General features: G+C 42.7%; 17 protein-coding genes and 2 pseudogenes. 5 read left to right on the forward strand and 14 right to left on the reverse strand.

What is annotated here, in order from left to right; all coding sequences use genetic code 11:
- Window positions 1-120: pseudogene (locus Xenpb_RS13750) on the forward strand (ISAs1 family transposase); the annotation flags it as partial.
- 80 nt (window positions 121-200) lie between these two features.
- Here Xenpb_RS13750 and Xenpb_RS13755 read toward each other — a convergent pair.
- From Xenpb_RS13755 to Xenpb_RS13815, 13 genes and pseudogenes are all read right to left on the reverse strand, one after another.
- Window positions 201-407 carry a hypothetical protein gene (locus Xenpb_RS13755; RefSeq protein ID WP_187654852.1) on the reverse strand — a complete coding sequence of 69 codons (207 nt, stop codon included), beginning with the start codon at window positions 405-407 and terminating at the stop codon, window positions 201-203.
- 145 nt (window positions 408-552) lie between these two features.
- On the reverse strand, window positions 553-1,110 hold the full coding sequence (locus Xenpb_RS13760) for a hypothetical protein (RefSeq protein ID WP_187654853.1): 558 nt from the start codon (window positions 1,108-1,110) through the stop codon (window positions 553-555).
- A gap of 212 nt (window positions 1,111-1,322) precedes the next feature.
- Window positions 1,323-1,961: a hypothetical protein gene (locus Xenpb_RS13765; protein WP_187654854.1), complete on the reverse strand. Its 639-nt coding sequence runs from the start codon at window positions 1,959-1,961 to the stop codon at window positions 1,323-1,325.
- Window positions 1,958-2,179, reverse strand: coding sequence for a hypothetical protein (locus tag Xenpb_RS20060; RefSeq protein ID WP_255523146.1), 222 nt, complete (start codon window positions 2,177-2,179; stop codon window positions 1,958-1,960). The genes Xenpb_RS13765 and Xenpb_RS20060 overlap by 4 nt, the downstream gene beginning before the upstream one ends.
- 416 nt (window positions 2,180-2,595) lie before the next feature.
- On the reverse strand, window positions 2,596-3,090 hold the full coding sequence (locus Xenpb_RS13775; RefSeq protein ID WP_255523147.1) for a DUF4123 domain-containing protein: 495 nt from the start codon (window positions 3,088-3,090) through the stop codon (window positions 2,596-2,598).
- Window positions 3,087-4,328: pseudogene (gene tssI / locus Xenpb_RS13780) on the reverse strand (type VI secretion system tip protein TssI/VgrG); the annotation flags it as partial. The gene Xenpb_RS13775 and the pseudogene tssI, both read right to left, overlap by 4 nt.
- 303 nt (window positions 4,329-4,631) lie before the next feature.
- Complete coding sequence (locus Xenpb_RS13785) at window positions 4,632-4,895, reverse strand: PAAR domain-containing protein (RefSeq protein WP_086108956.1); 264 nt, start codon at window positions 4,893-4,895, stop codon at window positions 4,632-4,634.
- Window positions 4,896-4,916: 21 nt separating this feature from the next.
- Window positions 4,917-5,684, reverse strand: coding sequence for a hypothetical protein (locus Xenpb_RS20065; RefSeq protein ID WP_255523148.1), 768 nt, complete (start codon window positions 5,682-5,684; stop codon window positions 4,917-4,919).
- A gap of 107 nt (window positions 5,685-5,791) precedes the next feature.
- On the reverse strand, window positions 5,792-6,346 hold the full coding sequence (locus Xenpb_RS13795; RefSeq protein ID WP_187654856.1) for a hypothetical protein: 555 nt from the start codon (window positions 6,344-6,346) through the stop codon (window positions 5,792-5,794).
- Between the two features lie 77 nt (window positions 6,347-6,423).
- Window positions 6,424-7,875 carry a hypothetical protein gene (locus tag Xenpb_RS20070; RefSeq protein ID WP_255523149.1) on the reverse strand — a complete coding sequence of 484 codons (1,452 nt, stop codon included), beginning with the start codon at window positions 7,873-7,875 and terminating at the stop codon, window positions 6,424-6,426.
- Window positions 7,875-8,369, reverse strand: a complete 495-nt coding sequence (locus Xenpb_RS13805; RefSeq protein WP_255523147.1) for a DUF4123 domain-containing protein — start codon at window positions 8,367-8,369, stop codon at window positions 7,875-7,877. Before Xenpb_RS13805 ends, Xenpb_RS20070 begins: the two co-directional genes overlap by 1 nt.
- Window positions 8,366-10,378 carry a type VI secretion system Vgr family protein gene (locus tag Xenpb_RS13810; RefSeq protein WP_187654857.1) on the reverse strand — a complete coding sequence of 671 codons (2,013 nt, stop codon included), beginning with the start codon at window positions 10,376-10,378 and terminating at the stop codon, window positions 8,366-8,368. Before Xenpb_RS13810 ends, Xenpb_RS13805 begins: the two co-directional genes overlap by 4 nt.
- Window positions 10,379-10,413: 35 nt before the next feature.
- Window positions 10,414-12,201, reverse strand: coding sequence for a type VI secretion system baseplate subunit TssF (locus Xenpb_RS13815; protein WP_187654858.1), 1,788 nt, complete (start codon window positions 12,199-12,201; stop codon window positions 10,414-10,416).
- A 595-nt stretch (window positions 12,202-12,796) separates the two neighbouring features.
- Here Xenpb_RS13815 and recC point away from each other — a divergent pair.
- The 4 genes from recC to recD are packed head-to-tail and all read left to right on the forward strand — an operon-like array spanning window position 12,797 to window position 24,732.
- A complete protein-coding gene (gene recC, locus Xenpb_RS13820; protein WP_187654859.1) occupies window positions 12,797-16,219 on the forward strand; it encodes an exodeoxyribonuclease V subunit gamma in 3,423 nt (1,140 codons plus the stop codon).
- Between the two features lie 19 nt (window positions 16,220-16,238).
- Complete coding sequence (ptrA, locus tag Xenpb_RS13825) at window positions 16,239-19,124, forward strand: pitrilysin (protein WP_187654860.1); 2,886 nt, start codon at window positions 16,239-16,241, stop codon at window positions 19,122-19,124.
- A complete protein-coding gene (gene recB / locus Xenpb_RS13830; protein ID WP_368666827.1) occupies window positions 19,121-22,837 on the forward strand; it encodes an exodeoxyribonuclease V subunit beta in 3,717 nt (1,238 codons plus the stop codon). Before ptrA ends, recB begins: the two co-directional genes overlap by 4 nt.
- A gap of 5 nt (window positions 22,838-22,842) precedes the next feature.
- Window positions 22,843-24,732, forward strand: a complete 1,890-nt coding sequence (gene recD, locus Xenpb_RS13835) for an exodeoxyribonuclease V subunit alpha (RefSeq protein ID WP_187654917.1) — start codon at window positions 22,843-22,845, stop codon at window positions 24,730-24,732.
- A gap of 102 nt (window positions 24,733-24,834) precedes the next feature.
- Here recD and argA read toward each other — a convergent pair whose 3' ends face one another.
- Complete coding sequence (gene argA / locus Xenpb_RS13840; RefSeq protein WP_187654861.1) at window positions 24,835-26,160, reverse strand: amino-acid N-acetyltransferase; 1,326 nt, start codon at window positions 26,158-26,160, stop codon at window positions 24,835-24,837.
- Window positions 26,161-26,294 lie beyond the last annotated feature (134 nt).

A 26,294-nucleotide genomic window follows, 5' to 3' on the forward strand; every position in this document is an offset into this window, starting at 1 on the left:
TTTAATCGAATTGCATTAAATGTGATTAAACAAAATACCAGTATAAAGGACAGTCAGGCCGCTAAACGCCGAAGAGCAATGTGGTCAGCGGAATTCCGTAGTCAGCTTATATTTGATTAAACTTAATACAAAGTGGAATCCCGCCCTGCTGAGATGCATGACAAAGTTATCGGGACTTTTATTGAAAGAGAATACTATCTTTAAAGCAGAGCAACGGATTGAATACATGACCATTCACTGGCATCAAACCAAACTTTTTTACTCGGATATTCTAATGAATTTTCATCATATGACGGAACAAGCATAGCCATTTGATATTTTTTCATATACGCATAGTAGCTTCCTGAAAAAACTAATGCTATCAAAAAAATCATTATGAATAAAATTTTTATTTTAGATATTTTCATGCTTTTCAATCACAGATTTTTAATCTCTGTAGCCCCTCTTTAATATCCTATGATGCATTAATTTTTATCATTATCGCCAATGCTATAGTTGCTGAAAAATATTTTTTCATTGCATTAAAAATCCAGCAACTATAGTTTTATAATTTTATTGTTTGTACGAATCAATCTTCCCTTCAAGATAATCTCTGTACGTCATGATGTTTTTATTACGCTTATGCCATTCATTCTCTCTGTAAATAGGATTAAAGTGATCGTATACATATTCTCCATCAGAGAAGCTTCTCCTTATAAATAACTCATACTTTTTTTCTTTATGAATAAATTTAACCAAGAAAAAATCTTGAAGTGGTTTTAGTGATTCTTCATTAAATTCACTATATATATATTCATAATTTATTTTATCTTTCATTAAATCTAAAAAATCCATCATACCTATGTTTTTTAATTCAGAAAGATCACTAAACTCTCTTGAGTTATCGATTTCATCCTGTAATACTGTTGTTATGCTCAACATTTTCAATGTGTCTAGATTATCAATAGGAGTGAACTTTTTATTAATAATGAAAAAGTCACTAACTTTAATATATTGAGGTGTTTTCAACCACTCACTTGCATCAAACCAAACTTTTTTATTAGGGTATTCTGATGAATTTTCATCATATGATGGAACAAGCACAGCCATTTGGTATTTTTGCATATGCATATAGTAGCTCTCAGAGAAAACTAATGCTATCAAAAAAAACATTATGAAGAAAAGTTTTATGTTAGATATTTTCATATTTTCAAATCACAGTATTTTAATTTTGCAATCCACCTAATACATTGATTTTTATCATAATCGCCAACACTATAGCTGATGGAAAAATATATCTTTCATCGCATTAAAAACCCAGCAGCTATAGTTTTTAGAAAAAATTATTGTTTGTATGAATCAATCTTTCCTGCAAGGTAATCTCTGTATGTCAGAGTATCTTTATTGCTCTTATGCCACTCGTTTTCCCTATAAATAGAATCGTAGCGATCGTATACATATTCATCTTCATATTTTCTTCTCATCACTAATAGCTCATATTTTTTATCTTTATAAGGGAATTTGATTAAAAAGAAATCCAATATTGGTTTTAATGACTCTTTATCAAATTTTGTATATATATATTCATAGCTAATTTTATCTTGCATTAAATGCAGGAATTTTATGGTTTCCATATTTTGTAATTCGTGAAGTTCAGGGAACTTCTTTGAATTATCAATTTCATCCTGTAATGTCATTGTTATGCTCAAAGCTTTCAATGTGTCTAAATTTTCAATAGGGATAAATTTTTTATTAATTAGATAGGCATCATGGACTTTAATATACTGTGATGAATTTAGCCATTCACTGGCATCGAACCAATTTTTTTTGCTAGGAAATTCAGGCGAACTTTCATCATATGACGTAACCCTAACATACATCTGATATTTTTGTATATACATATGATAACCTCCTAAAGACAATAAAATTAAAACTATTACAATAGATATTCTTGTGATGATTTTATTTTTTAATAAACTCATAAGGTCCACTCTATTGGCTTATAATTCTGTAGACCATTTTTTAATCCTTTCGGTGTATTTCCTGTCCCAGGGAATTGCCAAGAACCATTCGGTTCAATAGGGCCACCACCATGATCTTCGTTATATTCTCTTATCTTAACACCTTCAACTCTCATTTTCATTTTATCATAATCATTAGGCTTTTCTGGTGGTTTGGCATTTTTATTTCCTTTAGCCAATTCATATTTATAAGCTCTATTAGCAGCCTCATATTTATCAATTATTGAATTATATTTTTTTCCTCTTCCGCACCATAAATACCCACATATGTAGAACGTCTCTCAAATGCTTTGACTTCAACATCCCACGCATTCGCCATTTGTTGTGCTGGACTTTTATTCTGTCCCGCATCAGGTATTCCTGTAAAATCCCCAGGCCATCCGTTATTAACTGAAATGCCTCTCGATCGGTAATAGTTTTAGCTGATGACTGAATTTTTGATTGCATTTCACGCCAGGATCACCGACTTTTCCCGAACAATTGGGAACGCTAGTGGGATGGGTAACTTTACTTTTTTGTTGCTGCTCAATACCTTTGGAGGCTTTGTTTTTTCAATCTGAGAAGACTGAAGAAATACTGTTTTTGTCCATAGCCATTATTTTCCTTTCACAACGTGATGATTGTTATCAAGTTGATAACTCCACTCTTCAATATCTTTTGTGAACTCAATCAATTGTTCCGGCGTAAAAATATGCGGAATTTGGTGCAGAACGCGGGGATCGTAAAAACGCAATAATGCAGTTTTGCCTGTTTTTAACCGGATATTTAACTGTGATTCAAGGTGGCGGGTCAGTTTGTCCAATGACAGTGTTGAGTACAGCCAGGAAACGGCGGGAGCGGCGTTCTCCAGCCGTAAGAATTTTTCTTCCCATGCCTGAGCCTGATTCATATCAAACAACCACGGCCCGGCAAAGGCGATTTCTGCATCCGGGAATTGCCGGAACAGCGGATTATTCGTACCTTCAATATAAGACAATTCGTCATCAAAATAGCGCTCGTACTGCAAACCGTCTACCAACGCATATAACTTCATTTCCGGGTAAGTTTCCCGGTATTTTGCCCATTTTTCCTTTAAGGTGGTCATCATCATTCTCCCCTCATGACCATCACTGATCCCGTTGATGCCGCTTCCATTAAGCAGGACAGGCAAATTTTTTCCGGCGGTGAGGTAACCATTTTTTCTGCCTGAGCTACATTAATGGGTGACAGTTTATCCAGCATATCCGGTAACTTGCCGCCCCAGCCTGAGCCATTGCCCGGTGCCCCACTGCCAAAGTTAACGACAGCGCTGCTGGTGATCCCGCCGGCATCAATTTTCAGAAAGTGCCCTGCGGCCTGAATGGTCAGTTCAGAACCCGCATCAATCACCACTTTGGCACCGGAACTTAGGTGAATTTCATTGCCACTTTGTGTCAGCAGGGCATCGTCTGCCTTGATATGGAGCTTTTTCCCGGCGGACAGCGAAATGTCATTGTTTGCCTGTACCCGGTATTCATTATCAACGCGTAAATGCGCGTCATTTTTAATATGATGTGTGCGGTTATGACCAATATTGCTGGTTTCATCATTGAGTATCTGATTTTTCATGTTCTTTTGCGCATGAATAAACACTTCCTCACTGCCTTTGGCATCCTCAAAGCGCAGTTCGTTAAAACCTTCCCCCTTATGGGTTTTGGTCTTAAACGTGGTACGGGTTTTGGCAGCAGGTAAATCCAGTGGCGGACGGTTCAGGCCGTTATAAACGCAGCCGGTGACTATCGGGCGGTCAATATCGCCGTTGAGATAAGAAACAATCACTTCCTGCCCGATACGCGGTATTGCCATAAAACCAAAACCATTACCATTCCAGCCCTGCGCGACACGCACCCAACAGGAGGCGCTGTCATCCGCCTTGTCATAGCGGTTCCAGTGAAAATGGACTTTTATCGCGCCGTCTTTGTTGACGAAAATTTCTTCCCCTTCCGGCCCGACTACGGTCGCACTTTCATCTCCGTCTGCCTGTGGCTTGTAATGAAACGGGGGTCGCCAGTCGGCATAACCATCGATAAAGCTGAAATCGTTGCTCAGTGTTGTGCCTTCGCCACTATTGTCTCCCAGTGCCTGCGGGCAACGGCCATGATGACTGATCCCGACAATCTGCCAGCGGGTATTAAGTGGCGTGTGGGGATGGTTTTCTATCTCAAAGATTTTGCCTGGCATCAGTTTGATACAGTTACTGTTGCCGCTGCCACTTTGGGTCTGGTTTTTCAGCACTTCGTGCCGATATTTCACGAAGGGTTTACCCTCGGCTTCCCGCTGAAAACGGCCATAACTCTCGTAGTGACTATATAAAGATAAAGCGATATTGCGGCAATAAAGTTTATCCCGAAAAAGGCTTTTCTCTGGCAGGCAATAATTCATTGAATTTAAAGTAATTTAAAACTATGAGGCTCTGTTACGGGATAATATGGTATGGTATAACCACTTGAAATATATAATAAATATATCATTTTCCTCCGTTATTCCGTGAATATTGATGTAGTTATATTAAAGACAATTGATAGTAACGGTTATATTTTTTCAAATCTCTGTATTACCGGGCTAATACATTAACCCGGTAATACAGAGAAGACAAGCGCAGCGCGTCAGTGTCTAAGCAAGAAACGTTTTCTGGCTGGCAATCAGTTTTGCACCACATGCTGTACGCATGCCTTCCAAGGCGATTTGTTTGTTCTGATACTTTAAAGTCTCACTTCCTTCCACTATCGGAAATGTATCTTCACATTTCGGGCAAACAACTAAATCACCTTTGCCTGCGACAGGAACACCTTGATAAACATAACCATCAATGGCAGTGATGACTTTACCACCATGATCGGTTTTATCGTTTAACCGGATAACGGCTTTATTTGGCATATTTATTCCCTCCTTAATCAGCTATATTCCTATGTTATTGGAAAATATTCTCAAATAATCTTTAACTTCTTTTTCTATCTTCATGATCGCTGAATCAGTATCAGAATAATATTGCCTGAACAATTTTGTATTTAAATGAGGCAAGAAAATATCCTGATCAAATTGATGGCCTAATAAAAACATTATCAGGGTTAAAAAGGCTGATTCATTAGCATTTTCTATGTCATACTGACCCGATTTCTCAACGCCGAATTGGATAAGTTTTTTGACATTATTCTGTTTGATATATCGGTATTTTTGTGGGTAAAGGGAATTCAAAAGTGCATCTACGTTACTTTCATAGGTATTCCATTGAACGTTTAAACCTTCAATATTGATACTCTGTAATTTAAGCAGACTGGTTTTCAGGTATTCATCCTGTTCGCCCTGTACTTCATTAAAATATCGATTAATTTTATGATAAAGCAAGGTTGTTTTTTCTAATTGTCCAAGATTAGCGTAATTATCAAGGATAGTCTTTATCCATGAATATTGGGAGTCAGTCTGAAATTCCGCCCCAAACAAAATCAACATATCAATATAAAGCTGAACAGGACCACGTTGATCAAACCCATCGTTTTTTGTTTTTTCTATGGCGTCTGTCAGTACGGTTCTTAAGCCTTCTTTGCCTAATTGCATTTCAAGGTAAGGATAGGATTCATTACAATGCGCTACTAATTCATCGATATATGTATTGATCGAATGGTTTTTTAGTTTATTACATTGCTCTTCATTAAGCTCTATAGGCATATTTATGATATCTCCGATCATAATGGCTAAGGCTATAGTCGCTGGTGAAATATATTTTTTATGTCATTTTCAATTCAGCGACTATAGTTTCCAATTTATTATTTATATTAATCAATCTTACCTTCTAGGTAATCGCGGTAGGTCATAATATCTCTATGACTATTATGCCATTCATTTTCTCTCAGAATGAACCAATATGAATCATATGTATATTCATTTTTATATATACTTCTAATAACTAGTAATTCATATTTTTTTTCTTTACAAGGAAATTTTAACAAAAAAAAGTCTCTAACTGGTTTTAATGATTCTTCATCAAATTCCGTATAGACGTACTCATAATTCAATTTATCTTGCATTAACTTTAAAAAATCAATAGAATTCATGTTCTTTAAAACATGAAGCTCAGGAAAATCTCTTGAGTCATTAATCTTTTCTTGTAATGTCCTTGTTATTTTCAGGGATTTAAGTACATCAACGCTATTAACATTTTCAATAGCATCAAATTTTTTGTTAATCAGAAAGAAATCACTCACTTTAATATATTGAGAGGTAACCAACCATTCACTGGCATCAAACCAAACTTTTTTACTCGGATATTCTGAAGAGTTTTCATCATACGATGGCACCAGTATTGCCATTTTATATTTTTGCATATACATATAATAACCCCCTAGAAAAAATAAAATTAAAAGTATCAGAATAGATATTCTTGCACTGTTTTTACGTGGTAAAAATTTCATGATTCCCACTCTGTTGGCCTATAATCTTGCAGACCTTTTTTTAGTCCGTGCGGTGTATTGCCTGTGCCCGGTAATCTCCAAGATCCATTTGTCGCAATAGGACCACCACCCTCTTTTTCATTAGAATCCCTAGTTTTCAAATCTATATTTCGTTTTTCCATTATATCATAATCTTTGGGTTTTTCCGGGGGCTTGGCATTCTTAATACCTATAGATACTTCATAATCATATGCATCAAGTGCAGCCTTATATTCTTTAATAACTTTACTATATTCCTTCGCCTCTTTAGTCTCCTTATCCGTGCCATATATTCCTATATAAGTGGAACGTCTCTCAAAAGCTTTTACCTCAACATCCCAGATATTCGCCATTCGTTGTGCCGGGCTTTTATTCTGTCCCGCATCAGGTATTCCTGTAAAATCCCCAGGCCATCCGTTATTAACTGAAATGCCTGCACGGCAAGCATAAGTTGTTATTTTAGCATCAAAATCAAATATTGATTCATACACCTTTTCAATCTCTTCTGGTCCAAATAGTCCATTAGCTTCATCCTTTCCTTTATAATGAAAAGTGGCATAATCAATAATTCCATGACAGAAAAACACCATCTCCTTAATCAACCTTTTCTTTTCTTTCCGTTGATTTAGAAAATCGATAAGTCCTTGCTTGTTTTTTACATAAACAATACGTCCGCCTAACCCTTTAGTGTATTCGTCAATCCTCTTAATATCCTTTTTGGTATATCCTTGCTCAAATACTACCATAATACGTTGCACTGCGTGATCACCCTGACTGGCTTGAGGGAAAAGCTGCAACTGATGTAATCCGCAATTAATAAAACGGTATTGATTTCCCGGTGATTCTGTAAAGATATTCCAATCTTTTTCCCAATCTATAAGAGGATCCACAAGTGTTGTTACTGTTCTCTTCGCTGCTCCTGCGCTAAATTCTCCGGGTGCTGTTCTGGCACCCACCACAGTAATATAATCATACCCACTGATATACGGTTTTTCGGTGGTTGGCTCACCCGTATTTGTGAGCAGGCTGATTTTTCTTTCTTCGAGTTCCTTCAGTGAACCAAAGCTGCCACGCCTTCTTTCGTAACTTTTCGCCAGCTTGCCAACCAGTACGGTTACTTCTTCCGGTTGCCGGGTCATAATACGATCAGTTTCACCTTTTCCATTTGTTTTACCAAATCCTCTAGCGGGAATGGAGATATAGGCATAAGGCACATTACTCACGTTAACCTGATTCTCGATTGGTAATAGTTTTAGCTGATGACTGAATTTTTGATTGCATCTCACGCCCGGATCACCGACTTTTCCCGAACAATTGGGCACGCTGGTTGGATGGGTAACTTTACTTTTTTGTTGCTGCTCAATACCTTTGGAGGCTTTGTTCTTCAAATCTGAGAAGACTGAAGAAATACTGTTTTTGTCCATAGCCATTATTTTCCTTTCACAACGTGATGATTGTTATCAAGTTGATAACTCCACTCTTCAATATCTTTTGTGAACTCAATCAATTGTTCCGGCGTAAAAATATGCGGAATTTGGTGCAGAACGCGGGGATCGTAAAAACGCAATAATGCAGTTTTGCCTGTTTTTAACCGGATATTTAACTGTGATTCAAGGTGGCGGGTCAGTTTGTCCAATGACAGTGTTGAGTACAGCCAGGAAACGGCGGGAGCGGCGTTCTCCAGCCGTAAGAATTTTTCTTCCCATGCCTGAGCCTGATTCATATCAAACAACCACGGCCCGGCAAAGGCGATTTCTGCATCCGGGAATTGCCGGAACAGCGGATTATTCGTACCTTCAATATAAGACAATTCGTCATCAAAATAGCGCTCGTACTGCAAACCGTCTACCAGCGCATATAACTTCATTTCCGGGTAAGTTTCCCGGTATTTTGCCCATTTTTCCTTTAAGGTGGTCATCATCATTCTCCCCTCATGACCATCACTGATCCCGTTGATGCCGCTTCCATTAAGCAGGACAGGCAAATTTTTTCCGGCGGTGGGGTAACCATTTTTTCTGCCTGAGCTACATTAATGGGTGACAGTTTATCCAGCATATCCGGTAACTTGCCGCCCCAGCCTGAGCCATTGCCCGGTGCCCCACTGCCAAAGTTAACGACAGCGCTGCTGGTGATCCCGCCGGCATCAATTTTCAGAAAATGCCCTGCGGCCTGAATGGTCAGTTCAGAACCCGCATCAATCACCACTTTGGCACCGGAACTTAGGTGAATTTCATTGCCACTTTGTGTCAGCAGGGCATCGTCTGCCTTGATATGGAGCTTTTTCCCGGCGGACAGAGAAATGTCATTGTTTGCCTGTACCCGGTATTCATTATCAACGCGTAAATGCGCGTCATTTTTAATATGATGTGTGCGGTTATGACCAATATTGCTGGTTTCATCATTGAGTATCTGATTTTTCATGTTCTTTTGCGCATGAATAAACACTTCCTCACTGCCTTTGGCATCCTCAAAGCGCAGTTCGTTGAAACCTTCCCCCTTATGGGTTTTGGTTTTAAACGTGGTACGGGTTTTGGCAGCAGGTAAATCCAGTGGCGGACGGTTCAGGCCGTTATAAACGCAGCCGGTGACTATAGGGCGGTCAATATCGCCGTTGAGATAAGAAACAATCACTTCCTGCCCGATACGCGGTATTGCCATAAAACCAAAACCATTACCATTCCAGCCCTGCGCGACACGCACCCAACAGGAGGCGCTGTCATCCGCCTTGTCATAGCGGTTCCAGTGAAAATGGACTTTTATCGCGCCGTCTTTGTTGACGAAAATTTCTTCCCCTTCCGGCCCGACTACGGTCGCACTTTCATCTCCGTCTGCCTGTGGCTTGTAATGAAACGGGGGTCGCCAGTCGGCATAACCATCGATAAAGCTGAAATCGTTGCTCAGTGTTGTGCCTTCGCCACTATTGTCTCCCAGTGCCTGCGGGCAACGGCCATGATGACTGATCCCGACAATCTGCCAGCGGGTATTAAGTGGCGTGTGGGGATGGTTTTCTATCTCAAAGATTTTGCCTGGCATCAGTTTGATACAGTTACTGTTGCCGCTGCCACTTTGGGTCTGGTTTTTCAGCACTTCGTGCCGATATTTCACGAAGGGTTTACCCTCGGCTTCCCGCTGAAAACGGCCATAACTCTCGTAAATGGTATACGGTGTCAGCGTTCCCATTGCCTGATATTCCGGGCTGCTTTCCAGTTGATACACCTGAGAAAGCGGCCTATCCGGGTTATAATCGCGGTGAATACTGCGCTTCGGGGCCATGCCGACACCAAGACGAACCTGATAAATGACATCCTGACCGTGAGCGGTATCCGGTTGTGGCTGGTATTGCAACGGCAGGTTAGCCGTCATTCCCAAATGACTGTCACTGAAAAACAGCGTTTCATCCTCAAACCAGAAACTGATACCTTCTTCTGATGCTAACCGGCAAAAGAATGCATAATCAGACTCTCGTTTCTGGGTGGTGTATTCCCTGCCCTGATGCGGATCTTCCAGTTGTGAATCTGCCTGAACATGGTGTTTTTTCAGCAACAGGTTCATGATATCTGGCACACTCTGGCGATGATAAATATGGCTGTCCTGATTGAGCGTCAGCCGCCAGAGGTACGGGCGTACCGTGAAGGTATACAGGGTTTTGTTGCCATCGGTGCCGCACCAGTCAGCATGGGAAATAATCCCAGTGATTTTGCGTTGCTCCGTTTCACCGTGAAAAACCTGTAATACCGCTTCCTGCATCAACAGTGCGGCTAAATCGATTTCCGGCTTCGGTTTGAAAGGATTGTCAGGCTGAGACTGAACCAGCGTTAGGTTCAGGGTAAAAAGGTCAGAAAGCCCTTCCCGTAGGGTGAAATCCGCCACCGCAAAGGTATTTTCGGGTAAACTCCCTATACGACAAAGAAAACGTAATCCACTTTTTAGCATTATTTCTCCTGATTTTTCTGTTTCCGTTAATAGCATTACATTTCACTGCGCAGTCCAAGCCTTTGGCGAAACGGCCATAACATCGCCTTCTCATCCCGCCGATAAATTTCTAACATGATGTAATTATCCCGAACGACAAAGCACGCCAGCAATTGGTCAATCATCCGACAAAACTGATACATCATACCGTCATTTTCATAACACGTCGGATCAAGGTAAATGTGCAAGATGTAGCCATTAATCACTCGTCCCTGACCCGATGGGGTGTTGTCAAGGCGGCTTTTCGGCTGAGCGTCAACACGGACAATGCCGTTAATATGCTGCTGCATCCTGCGACTGAGGGCGCGATCATGCCCTGCATAACAATCATACAGACGCAGAAAATCTTTCAGTGATTCAGCATGAAAAAGTAAAAATGGTGGACAGTTTAAGAGGTTGATCAGCGACCAATCCGATTTTCCCATGACCATTGGCGGAAAATCGGGGGAAACCGATGTAATATTGTTCGCGTATAAATGGGCGGGCACTGATTCTTGTGTGAGCGTAATATCACTGATAGCCAGCTTCATAGCCTGCACATGGTAGCCGATAAAATGTGCACATACCATCTGGGATGGCAGATTATTCGCCGCTTTTCCATCCATCCCGAAAAAGTATATTTGGTTGTGAAGTCGCCCCAGTAAATCATCAGTTATCAGCGACTGAAAATAGACGTTATCGGGTTCACCGGCATCCAGTAGCCAGTCACTTTTGGCATGAAACTGATCAATCGGCAGGAAATGGCACGGCTTACCACGTGGAGAGCTGCCCTGAGTGATTTTCTCACCGGGCTGCTTCGCGGTTTGGATACTTTTCACACGGAAAAGTCGCTCCGTTTCTGCCAGTGGTAACGGGTAACATGCATTATCTGATACCAGTGAAATAGGCTGGCTGACCATCGGCACCAGATGAACCGCTGGGACACACCCCAACTGAAAGGCATCACCCAAATCATCTACAGGCAACTCTCCTTGCAAACGGATAACCAGCTCACAGGTACCATCCGGGTTTAATGTTAAATCGCGTTGTTCATTGATATTTAACATCATGAAATTGAATACATGAGGCAGGCAATAATACTCAGTCATCTGTTGCAGGCGAGTAAAAGGTAGATTTTCCACGGGCAACAGGGGATGCTGGAAATTCTCAGACCAACCCATAAAATCACTATACCTGAGCCTTATTTCCTCCTTTGCAGTACGCCAATAGATCTCATCAATGTGCATATCCAGCCACAAGCTTAATTGTGCTGCCCGGTTTTTATCAGTTCCTAAAAAGAAAGGCAGTTTTCCGCCTGACCAGGCCGATACTGCATTCCCCGTTTGACGCAGCGTTAACACAATATCGCTGTATTCACGTGTTTTTTGGATCTGTTTATCCAGCATAATAAACGGTTCAATATGCAAATCGCGGCAGGTGTGAAACTGGAAATGTTGTTCCCCCACAGCGGCAATAAGCGGTGCGCCTTGCGGGATATCCACTGCGCCCTGATGAACGCCCTGATGGGGTGTAAATTGAATGATTGTAGTCGGTGGCACGGGGCGCAGGGCATGAGGCCAGATACGACCGAGCATTGCATGGGTGACTTGTGGAATACTGTCTTCAATGCTGCTGCGCAGATTTGAAGACAGTAGCGCAAAACCTTCCAGTATGCGCTGGATATCCGGGTCATTTGGATGATCCAGAAATTCGGCCAAATGTGGTTTTTCGGTTGCGGCTAACTTCATCATTTCGCGCAGGTAGGCTAACTCTTGTAGGTACAGCGATTCCTTCCGATTCTTCATTTTCTCTTTCCATACAAACTAACAATTTATCGGCATTTCGTTGAAAATATTTATGAATAATAAAATAACTCATGTTGATTGGGCTATTATACGGAGTTATCTGTTAATTTAATTAATAAATTATGGTTATTATCTCACTTTAATCGACATTTAAAAAACAGGCTCAGCAACCATTTGACCTTACGCAAGCAGGTACGCACCGGAACGGTTTATAATGCGTACCTTACAGGCAAGGTAAGGAGGGCAGACTGTCGGAGGAAAAATATCTTTCTATTACTATTATTACGTTTGAAGCGATCTGATTAACCACTGCTGATATTTCAAATTGTAGCAGTGAAAAATCACGATGCTGTTTGAAGCGAAAGCGTGACAAAATAAGGGTAGTTTACAGAGAGAGCTATTCTTGGATGACATTTCACTATATAAAATGCTTTATCAGAGTAATGATGTTTTAGCAAAACATATAATTAAGATGAAAACCTCCTAGCAGCGATTTAATTCGTATAGAAATTTGTATAGATTTGATAATGAAATATAAAAATATTATTTAATATTAATATGTTAAATGGGTTGTTCTATTCCAGTGGGAGCATTGATGTTTAGAGTTTATCATTCAAATCAACTCGATCTTCTTAAAGAGTTGATGGCGATATTGATCGGGGAAAACCCCCTTTCTGACCCATTTGGCAAAGAAGTGATTCTGGTTCAAAGCCCGGGAATGTCACAGTGGTTGCAGATTCAATTGGCAGAGAAACTGGGGATTGCCGCGAACATGGAATTTCCACTTCCCGCGACTTTTATCTGGCAGATGTTCACTCTGGTATTACCTGATATTCCTAAAGATGGGGCTTTTAGTAAGGATGCCATGAAATGGAAGTTAATGACGCTATTGCCCAATTTGTTAACAGAACCCGAATTTTCGGCCCTCAGACACTATCTTGATCAGGATATCGATAAACGCAAAATTCACCAGTTAGCGGGCCGGGTTGCGGATCTATTTGACCAATATCTCGTTTATCGTCCGCAATGGTTAGAAAATTGGGAAAATGGTCAATTAATTGATGGCTTGAGCAGTAATCAATTGTGGCAACAAAGACTCTGGTCTGAATTGACAGAGTATACTCGTCAGCTACAACAACCGCTGTGGCATCGCGCTAATTTATATCAGCGGTTTATCACGACGCTGGAAAGTGGAAGTTTTCCGTTGGAGAATCTGCCTCCGCGTATTTTCATTTGTGGGATATCTACGCTTCCCCCTGCTTACCTGCAAGTATTTAAGGCATTAGGGCAACATATTGATATTCATCTTATGTTTACTAATCCGTGCCAATATTATTGGGGGGATATTCAGAGTTATGCGTTTCTTGCCAGGCTAAGTAGCCGTAAACCCAAACATTATAAAAACAGCCAATTACTGGAGAGATTCAAAGATCCAGATAATGCCCCGTCACTCTTTAATGAAGAAGGGGAACAAAATCTGAATAACCCACTATTGGCATCCTGGGGAAAATTGGGGAGGGATAATCTCTACCTGCTGTCACAATTAGAGCCGGATTCCGATATTCATGCTTTTGTTGAACTGGAATCTGACTGTATTCTGCACCAAGTCCAACGAGATATTTTTAATCTTGAAGATCATGCTCAGATTGGATCTACGGATAGTACTTTCAGAAACAGTTTAAAAAAACGCCCGTTCGATGATACTGATCGTTCTCTGACTTTTCACTCGTGCCATAGCCCACAGAGAGAAGTTGAAGTGTTGCAGGATCAGCTTCTGCATTTATTGGATGATGACCCTTCGCTGACACCGAGGGACATTATTGTGATGATGGCTGATATTGACAGCTATGCCCCCTATATTCAGGCGGTTTTCGGTAATGCGCCGGATGACCGCTATATTCCTTTTGCCATTTCAGACCGTAAAGCGCGTCAGGCTCATCCTGTTTTACAGGCATTTATTACTTTGTTGGATTTGCCGCAGAGCCGATTTACGGCTGAGCAGGTATTGGCACTATTGGAAGTACCGGCTTTAGCCAGTAAATTTGCTATTCAGGAAGAAGGATTGCGTTTATTGCGGCGTTGGGTGAAAGAATCCGGGATCTGTTGGGGGCTGGATGATGACAATATTGAAGCCTTGTCTTTGCCTGCCACGGGGCAGAATACCTGGCGCTTTGGCCTGACACGAATGCTATTAGGTTATGCGATGGATAGCCACGCAGGGCCGTGGAATGATGTTTTGCCTTATGATGAATCCAGTGGCCTTGCTGCCGAATTAGCCGGACAACTGGCTGAGTTTTTAATGGAATTGAATCACTGGCGGAAAATTTTGAGTGAAGAGCAGCGATTGGCGGATTGGCTGGCAGTATGTCCGCAATTGTTGGAGACTTTTTTTGAAGCCGATGATGAAATTGAACTGGTATTGGCACTTATCACGCAGCAATGGCAAAAAGTGATTGATAATGGCCTTAATGCACATTACAGCGAAAAAATTCCTTTGGTGTTATTGCGGGATGAATTGGCGCTTCGTTTTGATGATGAGAAGATCAGCCAGCGTTTCTTAGCAGGATCACTTAATTTCTGTACCCTGATGCCTATGCGTTCTATTCCTTTTAAGGTTGTTTGCCTATTGGGAATGAATGACGGCGTTTATCCGCGCACAATTCCTCCGCTTGGATTCGATCTGATGGTGGAAAAAACCCAGCGAGGGGATAGAAAACGGCGCGATGATGACCGTTACCTCTTTTTGGAAGCATTAATTTCGGCTGAGCAATTTCTTTATATCAGCTATATCGGTAAATCGATTCAAGATGATACCGAATGTAACCCATCTGTTCTGGTCAATGAGTTACTGGATTATGTTTGCCAGAGCTTTTGCCACTTGGGCGATGAAATGCTGAATGTTGATGACAGTGCGAGAAATGTCAGAAATCATTTACTTTCACAGCATACTCGTGTTCCTTTTGCGACAGAGAATTTCCTGCCCGACCATTACTCACAAAGTTATGCCGCAGAATGGCTGCCTGCGGCAGCACAGCAGGGCGCCTCAGGGATTGATTTTTGTCGGCCGATTGCATTTGATCGCGGTGAAATAAAAGAAGTTGCATTGGATGAACTGATCCGTTTTTATCGCCACCCTGTCAGGGCCTTTTTTCAGCAACGGCTAAAGGTACATTTTGTTATTGAAGAAATGGAGTTGCCTGAAGAAGAACCTTTTGTATTGGATAATCTGCAACGCTATCAATTTAACCAACTGTTGCTCAGTATCTTGATAGAGCAGGGCGATCCGGCATCTTTGTTCCACCATCTCCGGGCATCGGGGGGATTGCCATACGGCTCTTTTGGCGAAGTCTATTGGGAAGAACAGTTGGAATCCATGCGGCCACTGGCGGATAAGGTACGTGAAGAGAGAACTGAGACTTTTTCCATCGACCTGTATGAAGAATTAGACAGCGTAATATTGATCGGAAAAATCAATCAGGTACAACCCGATGGAATTTTACGTTGGCGTCCGGCGAACTTAACGGCCAATGATAGTATCCAACTATGGATTGAGCACCTTGCCTACTGTCTTTCAGGTGGAGTCAGCGAAAGTCGCATGTATGGAACCGGGAAAAAGGATAAAAGGGAGAAAGAAAGTAAAAAGGTGCCAGATTGCCGATTCTTGCCGCTAGGACGGGATGAGGCGAGAAACTACCTGAACCAGATGGTAGAAGGGTATTTTCAAGGCATGTCTGAGCCTCTTCCTCTATTTTGTCGAAGTGGCTGGGCATGGCTGGCTGATTGTTTTGACCGGGAAAGTCAGGAGATCAACTTTAGTGAGGAAACTCAACAAAGTGCTGAAAGTAAATTGATGGAGCAATGGTTGGGGACACATGACAGAAAAGGTGAAAGTTACGATCACTATATACAGCGGGCTTTCCGGCAAGTTGATCAATCACTTTTAGAGCGTATGAAACGCGAAATTCAGAGTTATTTGTTGCCTATGGCACGTTATTCAAATGGCTCGTTGTTCAAATAAATAGGGAGAATATTAGGTTATGCCTAAATATATCGTTCGCATCATGATGATGCTCTTTCTGCTGCTTTGTGGGATAACGGCATATGCTCAACCGCGGTGGCAACCGTTGCCGGATACAATTCACAAGAGTAATCGCGATCCTCGCCAATATGAAGCCATTCAATTGCAAAATGGCATGACAGTTCTGCTGGTTTCCGATGAAAAAGCGATTAAATCATTGGCCGCCGTTTCGATTCCGGTCGGTCATATGGAGAATCCAGACAATCAGCTTGGTCTGGCCCATTATTTGGAACACATGGTATTAATGGGTTCCAAACGCTACCCACAACCAGGTGATTTTGCTGAATTTCTGCAAAAACATGGGGGAAGCCGTAATGCCAGTACAACTGCTAACCGCACTTCATTCTATTTGGAAGTTGAAAATGATTCCTTAACTGAAGCGGTTGATCGCCTTGCGGATGCGCTGGCAGAACCTTTGTTGAACCCGGTCAATGCCGATCGGGAGCGCAATGCTGTTGATAATGAAATGACCATCGCTCGTGCAGGTGAAGCGCATCGTATGTGGCAAATCCGGGCTGAGACCATCAATCCCGCTCACCCTAATGCCCGCTTTGCTGGCGGAAATTTAGAAACGCTCAAAGATAAACCAGACAGCAAATTACAGACCGCACTGATTGATTTTTACCAACGCTATTACTCCGCCAATTTGATGAAAGGAGTTGTGTATGGCAACCAATCAATCGATAAGTTGGCTCAGATGGCGGCGGAAACCTTCGGCCGTATTCCGAATCGACATGCTTCAGTACCTGCTATTACAGTGCCGGCAATTACCGATAAAGAAAAAGGCATCATCATCCATTATGTGCCTGCCCAACCCCATAAGGCGTTGAGACTGGAATTTAGCATCGCTGACAACAGTGCAGACTTTCGCAGTAAAACAGATGCGTATGTTGGGTATTTGATTGGTAACCGAAGCCAGAATACCTTGTCTGATTGGTTGCAGAAAGAGGGACTCATCGAAGGTATTGACGCTGGAGCGAGCCCCAAAACTGATGGTAATTCCGGGACGTTTGAGATTTATGTTTCGCTGACGGATAAAGGGCTTGAACATCGCGATCAAGTTATAGCCGCTATTTTTTCTTATATTAACCTGTTGAAACAACAGGGTATCAATAAGAACTATTTCGATGAAATGACAAAGGTTCTTAATTTGGCATTTCAATATGCGTCAATTGTGCGGGATATGAACTACATTGAAGGGTTGTCCAATGCCATACAAGTACTGCCTGTTTCCCATGTGCTGGATGCGGGTTATGTTGCGGATACCTTCAAGCCAAAAGCGATAGCGAGCCGTTTGGATGAACTAACACCTGAAAATGCGCGTATCTGGTTTATCAGCCCAACAGAGCCATATAACAAAGAAGCTTACTTTGTGCAGGCTCCGTATCAGGTCAATAAAATTACCCCGAAACAGTTGGCGAACTGGAAACAGCTCGAGCAAGACGTTTCGTTCTCTTTACCTAAATTGAACCCTTATATTCCTGACAATTTATCCCTGATTAAAACATCGGGTAGCCAAAAACATCCTAAAATGATTTTGGAAAAGCCAAATGTTCGCTTGCTGTATATGCCGAGCCAATATTTTGCGGATGAACCTAAAGGCAGTATTGTTCTGGAAATGCGTAATCCTAATGGATTGAAGAATATTAAAGATCAGCTTTCAGATACATTATTGGGCTATTTGTCCGGGCTTGCGCTTGATCAACTGAGTTATCAGGCATCAGTCGGCGGAATGGGCGTTTATACGGGGTATGTCGATGGTTTGAAAATCGGCGTCAATGGTTATACGCAACATTTACCGGAGTTGTTAACTTCAGCAATTAATCAATATATTTCGTTTACGCCAACTCAGGAAGAATTAGCACAAGCGAAATCATGGTATCGGGAAAAACTTGAAGTCGCCAATAATAGCAAAGCCTTCCAAATGGCTATGCAGCCCATTTCTCGCCTTTCAAGCGTGCCTTACTTTGAACAGGCAGAAAAATTGAAGGTACTGGATATCATCACTGTTGACGATATTGTGAAATATCGCCAGATGATGATTCAACATGCTGCTTTACAAGCGCTTATCTTCGGTAATTTTACGGAGCAGGAGAGCATCAATATCGTTCAATCAGCGCAGAAGCAGCTCGCTAATCAGGGTACGGTATGGTGGACAGGCGATCACATTGTGATTGATCGCAATTATGCTGTTGATTTCAAGGGAACTGCGAATAGTACAGATAATGCTTTGGCTGAAATCTATATCCCAACAGGGTATGACCGTATCCATAGTAATATTTATTCCAGTTTGCTGAGTAGCATTTTGTCACCGTGGTTCTATGATCAATTAAGGACGACAGAACAACTTGGCTATGCGGTCTTTGCTTTCAATCAGAAAGTGGGAGAACAGGGGGGATTAGGTTTTCTGTTGCAGAGTAACAGTAAGCAACCCGATTATTTGCATCAACGTTACCAAAACTTCTATCAGCAGGCTGAGAAAAAATTAAAAGCGATGCCTGATGCTGAGTTTGAACAGTATAAAAAAGCGCTTCTGACAGAAAAGCGTCAGCCGCCAGAGACGTTCTATTCAGAAGCCGCCCGTTATGATTGGGATTTTGGGCGTAATAACTTCAAATTTGATACCAGGGAGAAAAATATTGCGGTCCTGGAAAAAGTTACGAAAGCGCAATTGATTGAGTTCTATGAAAAAGCAGTTATCAAACGTCAGGGATTGGCATTGATTTCCCAAATTACCGGGAAAAAAGGCACGGTTCATCAATATGCTGAGCTGAAAGGATGGAAAACTTACAATTATGTGTCAGATTTCCAGAAACAATTACCGGTTAAGGTGAATGCTCAGTGAGCAAAGAAATACCCGAACACCAGATACAATCTCATAAACTTAATCCATTAACATTGCCGCTGTATGGTCAGCGGCTGATCGAGGCTTCAGCAGGCACAGGAAAGACCTACACAATAGGTTTGCTTTATCTTCGTTTGTTACTGGGACTGGGCGGCTCTGCCGCCTTTTCCCGCCCGCTGAATGTTGAGGAGATTCTGGTTGTTACCTTTACAGAAGCGGCAACGGATGAATTGCGTGGACGGATTCGCGAAAATATCCATCAGCTTCGCCTGGCGTGCATAAGGGAAGAAACTATTCAGGAAGAAACAACTGTCAGCGATCCGGCCTATCAGCAATTGTTGGATGAGATTTCTGATAAAAAAAGCGCCGCGAGTTGGTTATTAGCCGCTGAACGCCAAATGGACGAAGCGGCGATTTATACCATCCACGGTTTTTGTCAGCGAATGTTGGTTCACAATGCGTTTGAATCCGGTGTGCTGTTTGAGCAAACGTTAATTCAGGATGAGAGCCAACTGCGTAAACAAGGCTGTGCCGATTTCTGGCGGCGTCATTGTTATCCTCTTCCATTGCCGATTGCCTCAGAAATAAGTCGAATATGGAGTGGGCCGGAAGCATTACTGAAAGATATCTCTGATTATTTGCATGGGGATATGCCGTATATCGTCAATGCGCCTGATGGCGATGAAACACTGTTTAGCCGTCACCAGAAAATTATTGAGCAAATTGATCTGATAAAACATCAGTGGAATGATGCAGCCGCTGATTTACCCGACCTTATTGTCGGTTCCGGTGTTGATAAGCGAAGCTATAGCAGTCGATTCTTACCTAATTGGTTAAGTAACGTCTCTGAATGGGCTAAATCACCAACCAAAGATTATCAGCTTGCCAAGGACTTGGACAAATTTTGCCAATCACGATTGTTGGAAAAAACTAAAAAAGGTGAAGCTCCACGGCATCCGCTGTTTGAGGCTATTGATGAGTTATACCAGCATCCACTGACTCTGAAAGATATCATTATCTCTAAGGCGATTGTTGAAGTTCGCCAATCTGTCAATCAAGAGAAGCTGATGCGCGGCTACATGGGGTTTGATGACTTGCTGACCCGTTTGGATAGCGCCTTGAGGCATGCCGGCGGCGAACATCTGGCAGCGACTATCCGCCAACGTTATCCCGTTGCGATGATTGATGAGTTTCAGGATACTGACCCCCAGCAATACCGCATTTTTCAGGCTATATATTGTGATCAAGCAGAAAGCAAGCCGTCAGAGTATCCATCATCAGAAAATGGCTTATTGTTCATCGGAGATCCTAAGCAAGCGATTTATGCGTTCCGTGGTGCGGATATCTTTACTTATATTCGGGCGCGTTCCAATGTTAAAGCCCATTACACATTAGAGACTAACTGGCGTTCTTCTGCATCAATGGTGCAGGCAGTTAATAAACTGTTTTCCCGGACAGAACGCCCATTTTGGTTTGAACAGATCCCATTCATTAATGTCAATGCAGCCGAAAAAAATCATGGGCTGAAATTCTCTTTACATAATGAGGAGCAGGCCGCGCTGCGATTTTGGTTACAACCCGGTGAAGGTGTTTCCAAAGGGGAATATGAACAGAACATGGCGCGACTGTGCGCTGCCCAAATCCGGGATTGGTTACAGGCAGGGCAAGAAGGCAAGGCTTTGTTGTGTAAGAAAGAAATGTGTCAGGCGGAAAAGTGTCAGGTGGAAAAAAGCCGTCCTGTTGTGGCGGCAGATATTACGGTATTGGTGCGTGATCGACGGGAAGCCGCATTAATCCGTAACGAACTGAACACGTTAAAGATACCATCGGTATTTCTTTCCAATCGGGAAAGCGTGTTTGATACACCGGAAGCCAAAGATCTGCTTTGGTTGTTACAAGCGGTTTTATCGCCGGAAAAGGCCCGGGAACTGAGAAGCGCACTAGCCAGTAGTTTATTTGGTATGAGTGCACAGCAAATTGATCAACTGAATCACGACGAAGCTGCGTGGGATCGTCTGGTTGATGAATTCGATGGCTATGCCCGTTTATGGCGCACACGTGGCGTATTGCCAATGTTGCGGGCGGTGATGGTGAAATATCAGATAGCGGAAAATTTGCTGGCCGGAGATGACGGTGAACGTCGGCTTACTGATGTGATGCACATTGGGGAGTTATTGCAGGAGGCATCCCTGCAACTGGATAGCGAACACGCTGTTGCCCGTTGGTTGGCGCAACAGATTTCCCGCCCTAATCCACAATCAGAAGCCCAACAAATGCGGCTGGAGAGTGATCGGCACTTGGTGCAGATCTGTACTATCCATAAATCAAAGGGGCTGGAATATCCATTGGTTTGCTTGCCTTTCATTTGCAGTTATAGGAAGCAGAAACAGGCGGTTTACCATGATCGCCGTAATTTTGAGACGCATCTCAGCATTTCACATGATGATGAAAAACTGAAAAAAGCTTTGGAACTGGCTGATGAAGAGCGTCTGGCAGAGGATTTACGCTTACTCTATGTTGCATTAACCCGTTCAGTCTATCACTGTAGCATTGGTGTGGCGCCGCTTATCAAAGGAAATAGAGGAAAAACGGGGGAGACTGATTTACATTTGTCTGCCTTGGGGTATCTATTGCAGAAAGGCCAGAAAGGCGATGCGGAATTGCTGGTGGATAGCTTAAATGAACTTTGTGATGACAGCATAGAAGTTGAACTGGTGGGAGAATCTGCTGATGAGCAATGGTGCTCACAAAGTGAAATTCCTTTTTCGCTGGAAGCCCGAAGATTTCAGCGTTCCATCCGGGATGACTGGCGAGTGACGAGCTATTCAGGTTTACAACATTCAGCTTCCCACGCTATTTCAAGTGCTATTTCCCATGAACGCACGAGTGCATTTGTGGAATCAGTTGATGTGATCGTGCAATCCATCGCTCCGAAGCTGGATATTGATGCACGAGGTGAAAAACAAGAGGAACAATCATTGCAGATGAGCCCGCATACTTTTCCACGCGGAGCATCTGCGGGAACTTTTCTGCACAGTATTTTGGAAGATTTGGATTTCGCTAATCCCCCTGATCAAACGTGCCTGGCAGAACAACTGGCAGCATCAGGGTTTGATGAAAATTGGGCGCCTGTGTTGGAACAGTGGGTGAAAGATATCCTGAGCGCAGAGTTGAATGCGCAAGGAATGCAGCTTGCCAGTGTGCCTCGCCATCTTCAGCAAAGTGAAATGCAGTTTTATTTACCCGTGGATAAGTTATTGCATTCAAGAGAGATGGATGCCCTGACTCGTCGCTATGATCCGTTATCAGCACAATGTACACCGTTAAGCTTTTATCAGGTCAAAGGGATGTTAAAAGGATTTATTGATTTGGTTTTTTGCTGGCAGGATAAGTTTTACGTCGTGGATTATAAATCAAACTGGCTAGGAGAAAGTAGCCAGTCATATACGCAGGAAGCGATGGCTAAGGCCATGATAGAACATCGTTACGATTTACAGTACCAGCTCTATACGTTGGCTCTGCATCGTTATTTGCGTCATCGATTAGCTCACTATGATTATCGTCAGCATTTCGGCGGGGTAATATACCTATTTTTACGCGGTATTGATAAAAATAGTCCCGGACATGGTATTTATCACTATTTACCGTCCTTTGAATTTATTGATGAACTGGATACGCTTTTCAGCGCTGTGAGTGAGGAGCAAAGCGTATGAATTCCATGAAGTCATTATTGCAACACGCCGTGAGCCAGAAGTTGTTGCGCCCGCTGGATGTGCAGTTTGCTTATGCGATGATTGAAGATGAAAATCCTCTTTTATTACTGATTACGGCCTTGTTAAGTGCTGAATCAGGCGCGGGACATGTTTGTTTACCCCTCGAACGGATTTCCCCAAAATATTTATTTGAAGGCAGGCAGCCAGAATTAGCCGCTTCGCTTTGGTCTTTAACGGGTGAGCCTGATCAACAGCAGATTATTGCTGCTTTGCAGGCATGCCCGGCAGTGAGTACGGGGGAGTTTCCTGCGCCGATCATCCTTTCGCTACAGAATGTTTCTGATTACCGTTTATATTTGCAACGTATGTGGCAAAGCGAACGGCGTGTGGCAGGTTTCTTTGCCACGGTTGAATTGACTGATGTTCCTGATGAAATGCAGTTACGCCGCATTTTGGATGAGCTTTTCGGTGTCACTGTTGAAGAGGAGATCGATTGGCAGAAAGTTGCGGCGGCCGTTGCGGTAACAAGCCGTATTTCGGTTATTTCTGGCGGACCGGGAACAGGAAAAACAACGACAGTGGCGAAGTTGCTGGTTGCCTTGATAAAACTGCATGAAGGGCAGCAATTGAGCATTCAATTGGCAGCGCCAACGGGTAAAGCGGCGGCGAGATTAACTGAGTCTCTCAGGGAAGCAGTAAATAAATTGGCTTTAACCCCGGAACAATGGCGTAGCATTCCAGAACAGGCGCAAACCATCCATCGTTTACTGGGCGCACAACCTGATAGCCAGAAGCTTCGTTATAATCGCAGTAACCCTCTTGCCCTTGATATCTTGATCATTGATGAAGCCTCTATGGTGGATTTACCGATGATGGCACATTTGATTGATGCTTTACCATCGCGGACAAAAGTGATTTTTCTGGGGGACAAAGATCAGTTGGCATCGGTCGAAGCCGGAGCGGTATTGGGGGACATTTGCCGCTTCGCTGAACAGGGATACAGCGCTAAGCGTATGGAACAATTAGGGCGATTAACCGGCTGCCAGTTAATGCCTTATTTTATGTCACATTCTATATCTCATTCTGATGATAAACCTTTCGCCGTGCAGGATTGCTTATGTCTGTTACGTAAAAGTTATCGTTTCAATTCGGCTTCTGGCATTGGAAGGCTGGCATCGGCAGTTAATCAGGGAAATCGTACCGGGGTATCTGCGGTATTGAAGCAACCTTTTCCCGATGTATTCTTTAATCCTCTTTCAGGGGATGAAGATTATCAGCGTTTATTGACTGAAACTGCTGAGGGTTACTCCTCATATTTGGCGATGGTGAATCAACGGGCCTCAGAAAAAGCCATTTTGGCAGAGTTTAACCGTTTTCGGTTATTGTGTGCATTAAGGGAAGGGCCGTTCGGGGTTATGGGGTTAAATCAGCGAGTGGAACAACTGCTGCACAGAAAAGGAATTATAACACTACCCAGAAATATCGAGAGTCGGGGCTATTCCGGGCGTCCTATCATGATATTACGTAATGACAGTACCCTTGGACTGTTTAATGGCGATATCGGGATTATGCTCAGGAATCAGGAGAATGAACTGAAAGCTTATTTTCAGTTATCGGATGGGCAGATCAAAGGGTTCCAGCCGAGCCGATTGCCACAACATGAAACGGCTTATGTGATGACGGTGCACAAATCTCAGGGTTCAGAATTTGAACATACTGCATTGGTATTACCGACTCAATATTCACCGATAGTCAGCCGGGAATTGGTGTATACCGCACTGACCCGGGCACGAGAGAAATTAACCCTTTATGCCCATAAGCCCGTGTTGGATAAGGCTGTAGCTACGGCAACACAGCGCCGAAGTGGGCTGGCAGAATGGCTAAATCAGCCATGAAACAGGTATTGGCCAAGGTTGTTACCACCAAGGCCAATATAACCGGATTCAATGAAATTAAGGGTAATGTGAGTAAAGTTTCCGTGTACAAAATCAAGGGAGCTATAAATTCAGCATTAAGATCTTGGAACAGCGCTGGTAATTATACAGAGCCTGTTTTTCCACTGGCAGTGTTTCAATGCCTGCGGGTTCAAACCCTCTCTCTTGAAACCAGTGAATACTGCGAGTTGTAAGCACAAAGATTTTTTCTAATCCTATTTGTTTAGCCTGATTGATAATGGAATTTAGCAGTATTTCACCCCGGGAAGAGTTCCGGTAGTCTGGATGTACGGCAACGCAGGCCATTTCCCCGATTTTTTCATCAGGATAAGGATACAGAGCCGCACACGCGATGGTGACGTTATCAAGTTCTATCAACATGAACTTATCAACCTCCATTTCCAATTGTTCCCGTGAGCGACGCACCAAAATGCCTTGTTGTTCCAATGGGCGAATAAGCTCAAGAATGCCGCCAATGTCATTGATATTGGCACGACGAATCTGTTCGGAGCGCTCCATAACAATTTGAGTACCGATACCTTCACGGGAAAATAACTCCTGAATCAGCGAACCATTTTCCTGATAACTGATCAAATGACTGCGGCGAACACCACGGCGACAGGCTTTGATGGCTCCCCTCAAGAAACGCACTGTTCCTGAATAGTGATCATCGGAGTTTTCCAATTCATGCAGGCGGTTTTCTCCTTCATTGGGGAACATTTCTGATAATGTATTACCTTCAGCATCAAGCACGCCTTGTGAAGAACAAAAACCGATCAATTTCTCCGCCCTTAATTTAATCGCCAGTTGCGTTGCAATCTCTTCAGTTGTCAGGTTGAAACTTTCTCCCGTAACGGAAACGGCAACAGGCCCAATTAACACAATCGCATTATTGTCCAATTGTTGGTTGATGGCATCTTCATTAATACGGCGTATCCTGCCACTGTGGCAATAATCGATCCCATCATCGACACCCAAAGGTTGGGCAATGATAAAATTACCGCTGACAACATTAATATGTGCGCCTTGTGATGGGGTGTTGCTCAGGCTCATGGAAAGGCGCGCCGTAATATCCAGTTGCAATAGACCGGCAGCCTGTTTGACCAAATCCAGCGTTTTGGCGTCAGTTACCCGGGTGTGTTTGTGATAAAGCGGTTGGTGATTGTGTTCGGCAATATTTTGTTCGATTTGTGGACGAGCACCATACACGACGATTAAACGAATGCCCAAATTATGCAGTAATCCAATATCGTTGACGATATTGGAAAAATTATCATGGGCGATGGCTTCACCTCCTAGCATAATGACAAAGGTTTTACCTCGATGTGCATTGATATATGGAACCGAGTGCCGGAATATTTCAACCAATTCGGTACTGCGCTCTCTCATGAAACCCTCTCCGATTGAATTTTTATTCGAATTTTTTGTATTTTTATTCTTTTTGAAAGGAAATGGCAAGCGGAAACATGGATAAAAATAACGTTATTATTTATATTGGTATAAATAACTTGAGAGAGCAAAAA

This window comes from Xenorhabdus sp. PB62.4 (assembly GCF_014467285.1).
Taxonomy (GTDB): Bacteria; Pseudomonadota; Gammaproteobacteria; order Enterobacterales; family Enterobacteriaceae; genus Xenorhabdus.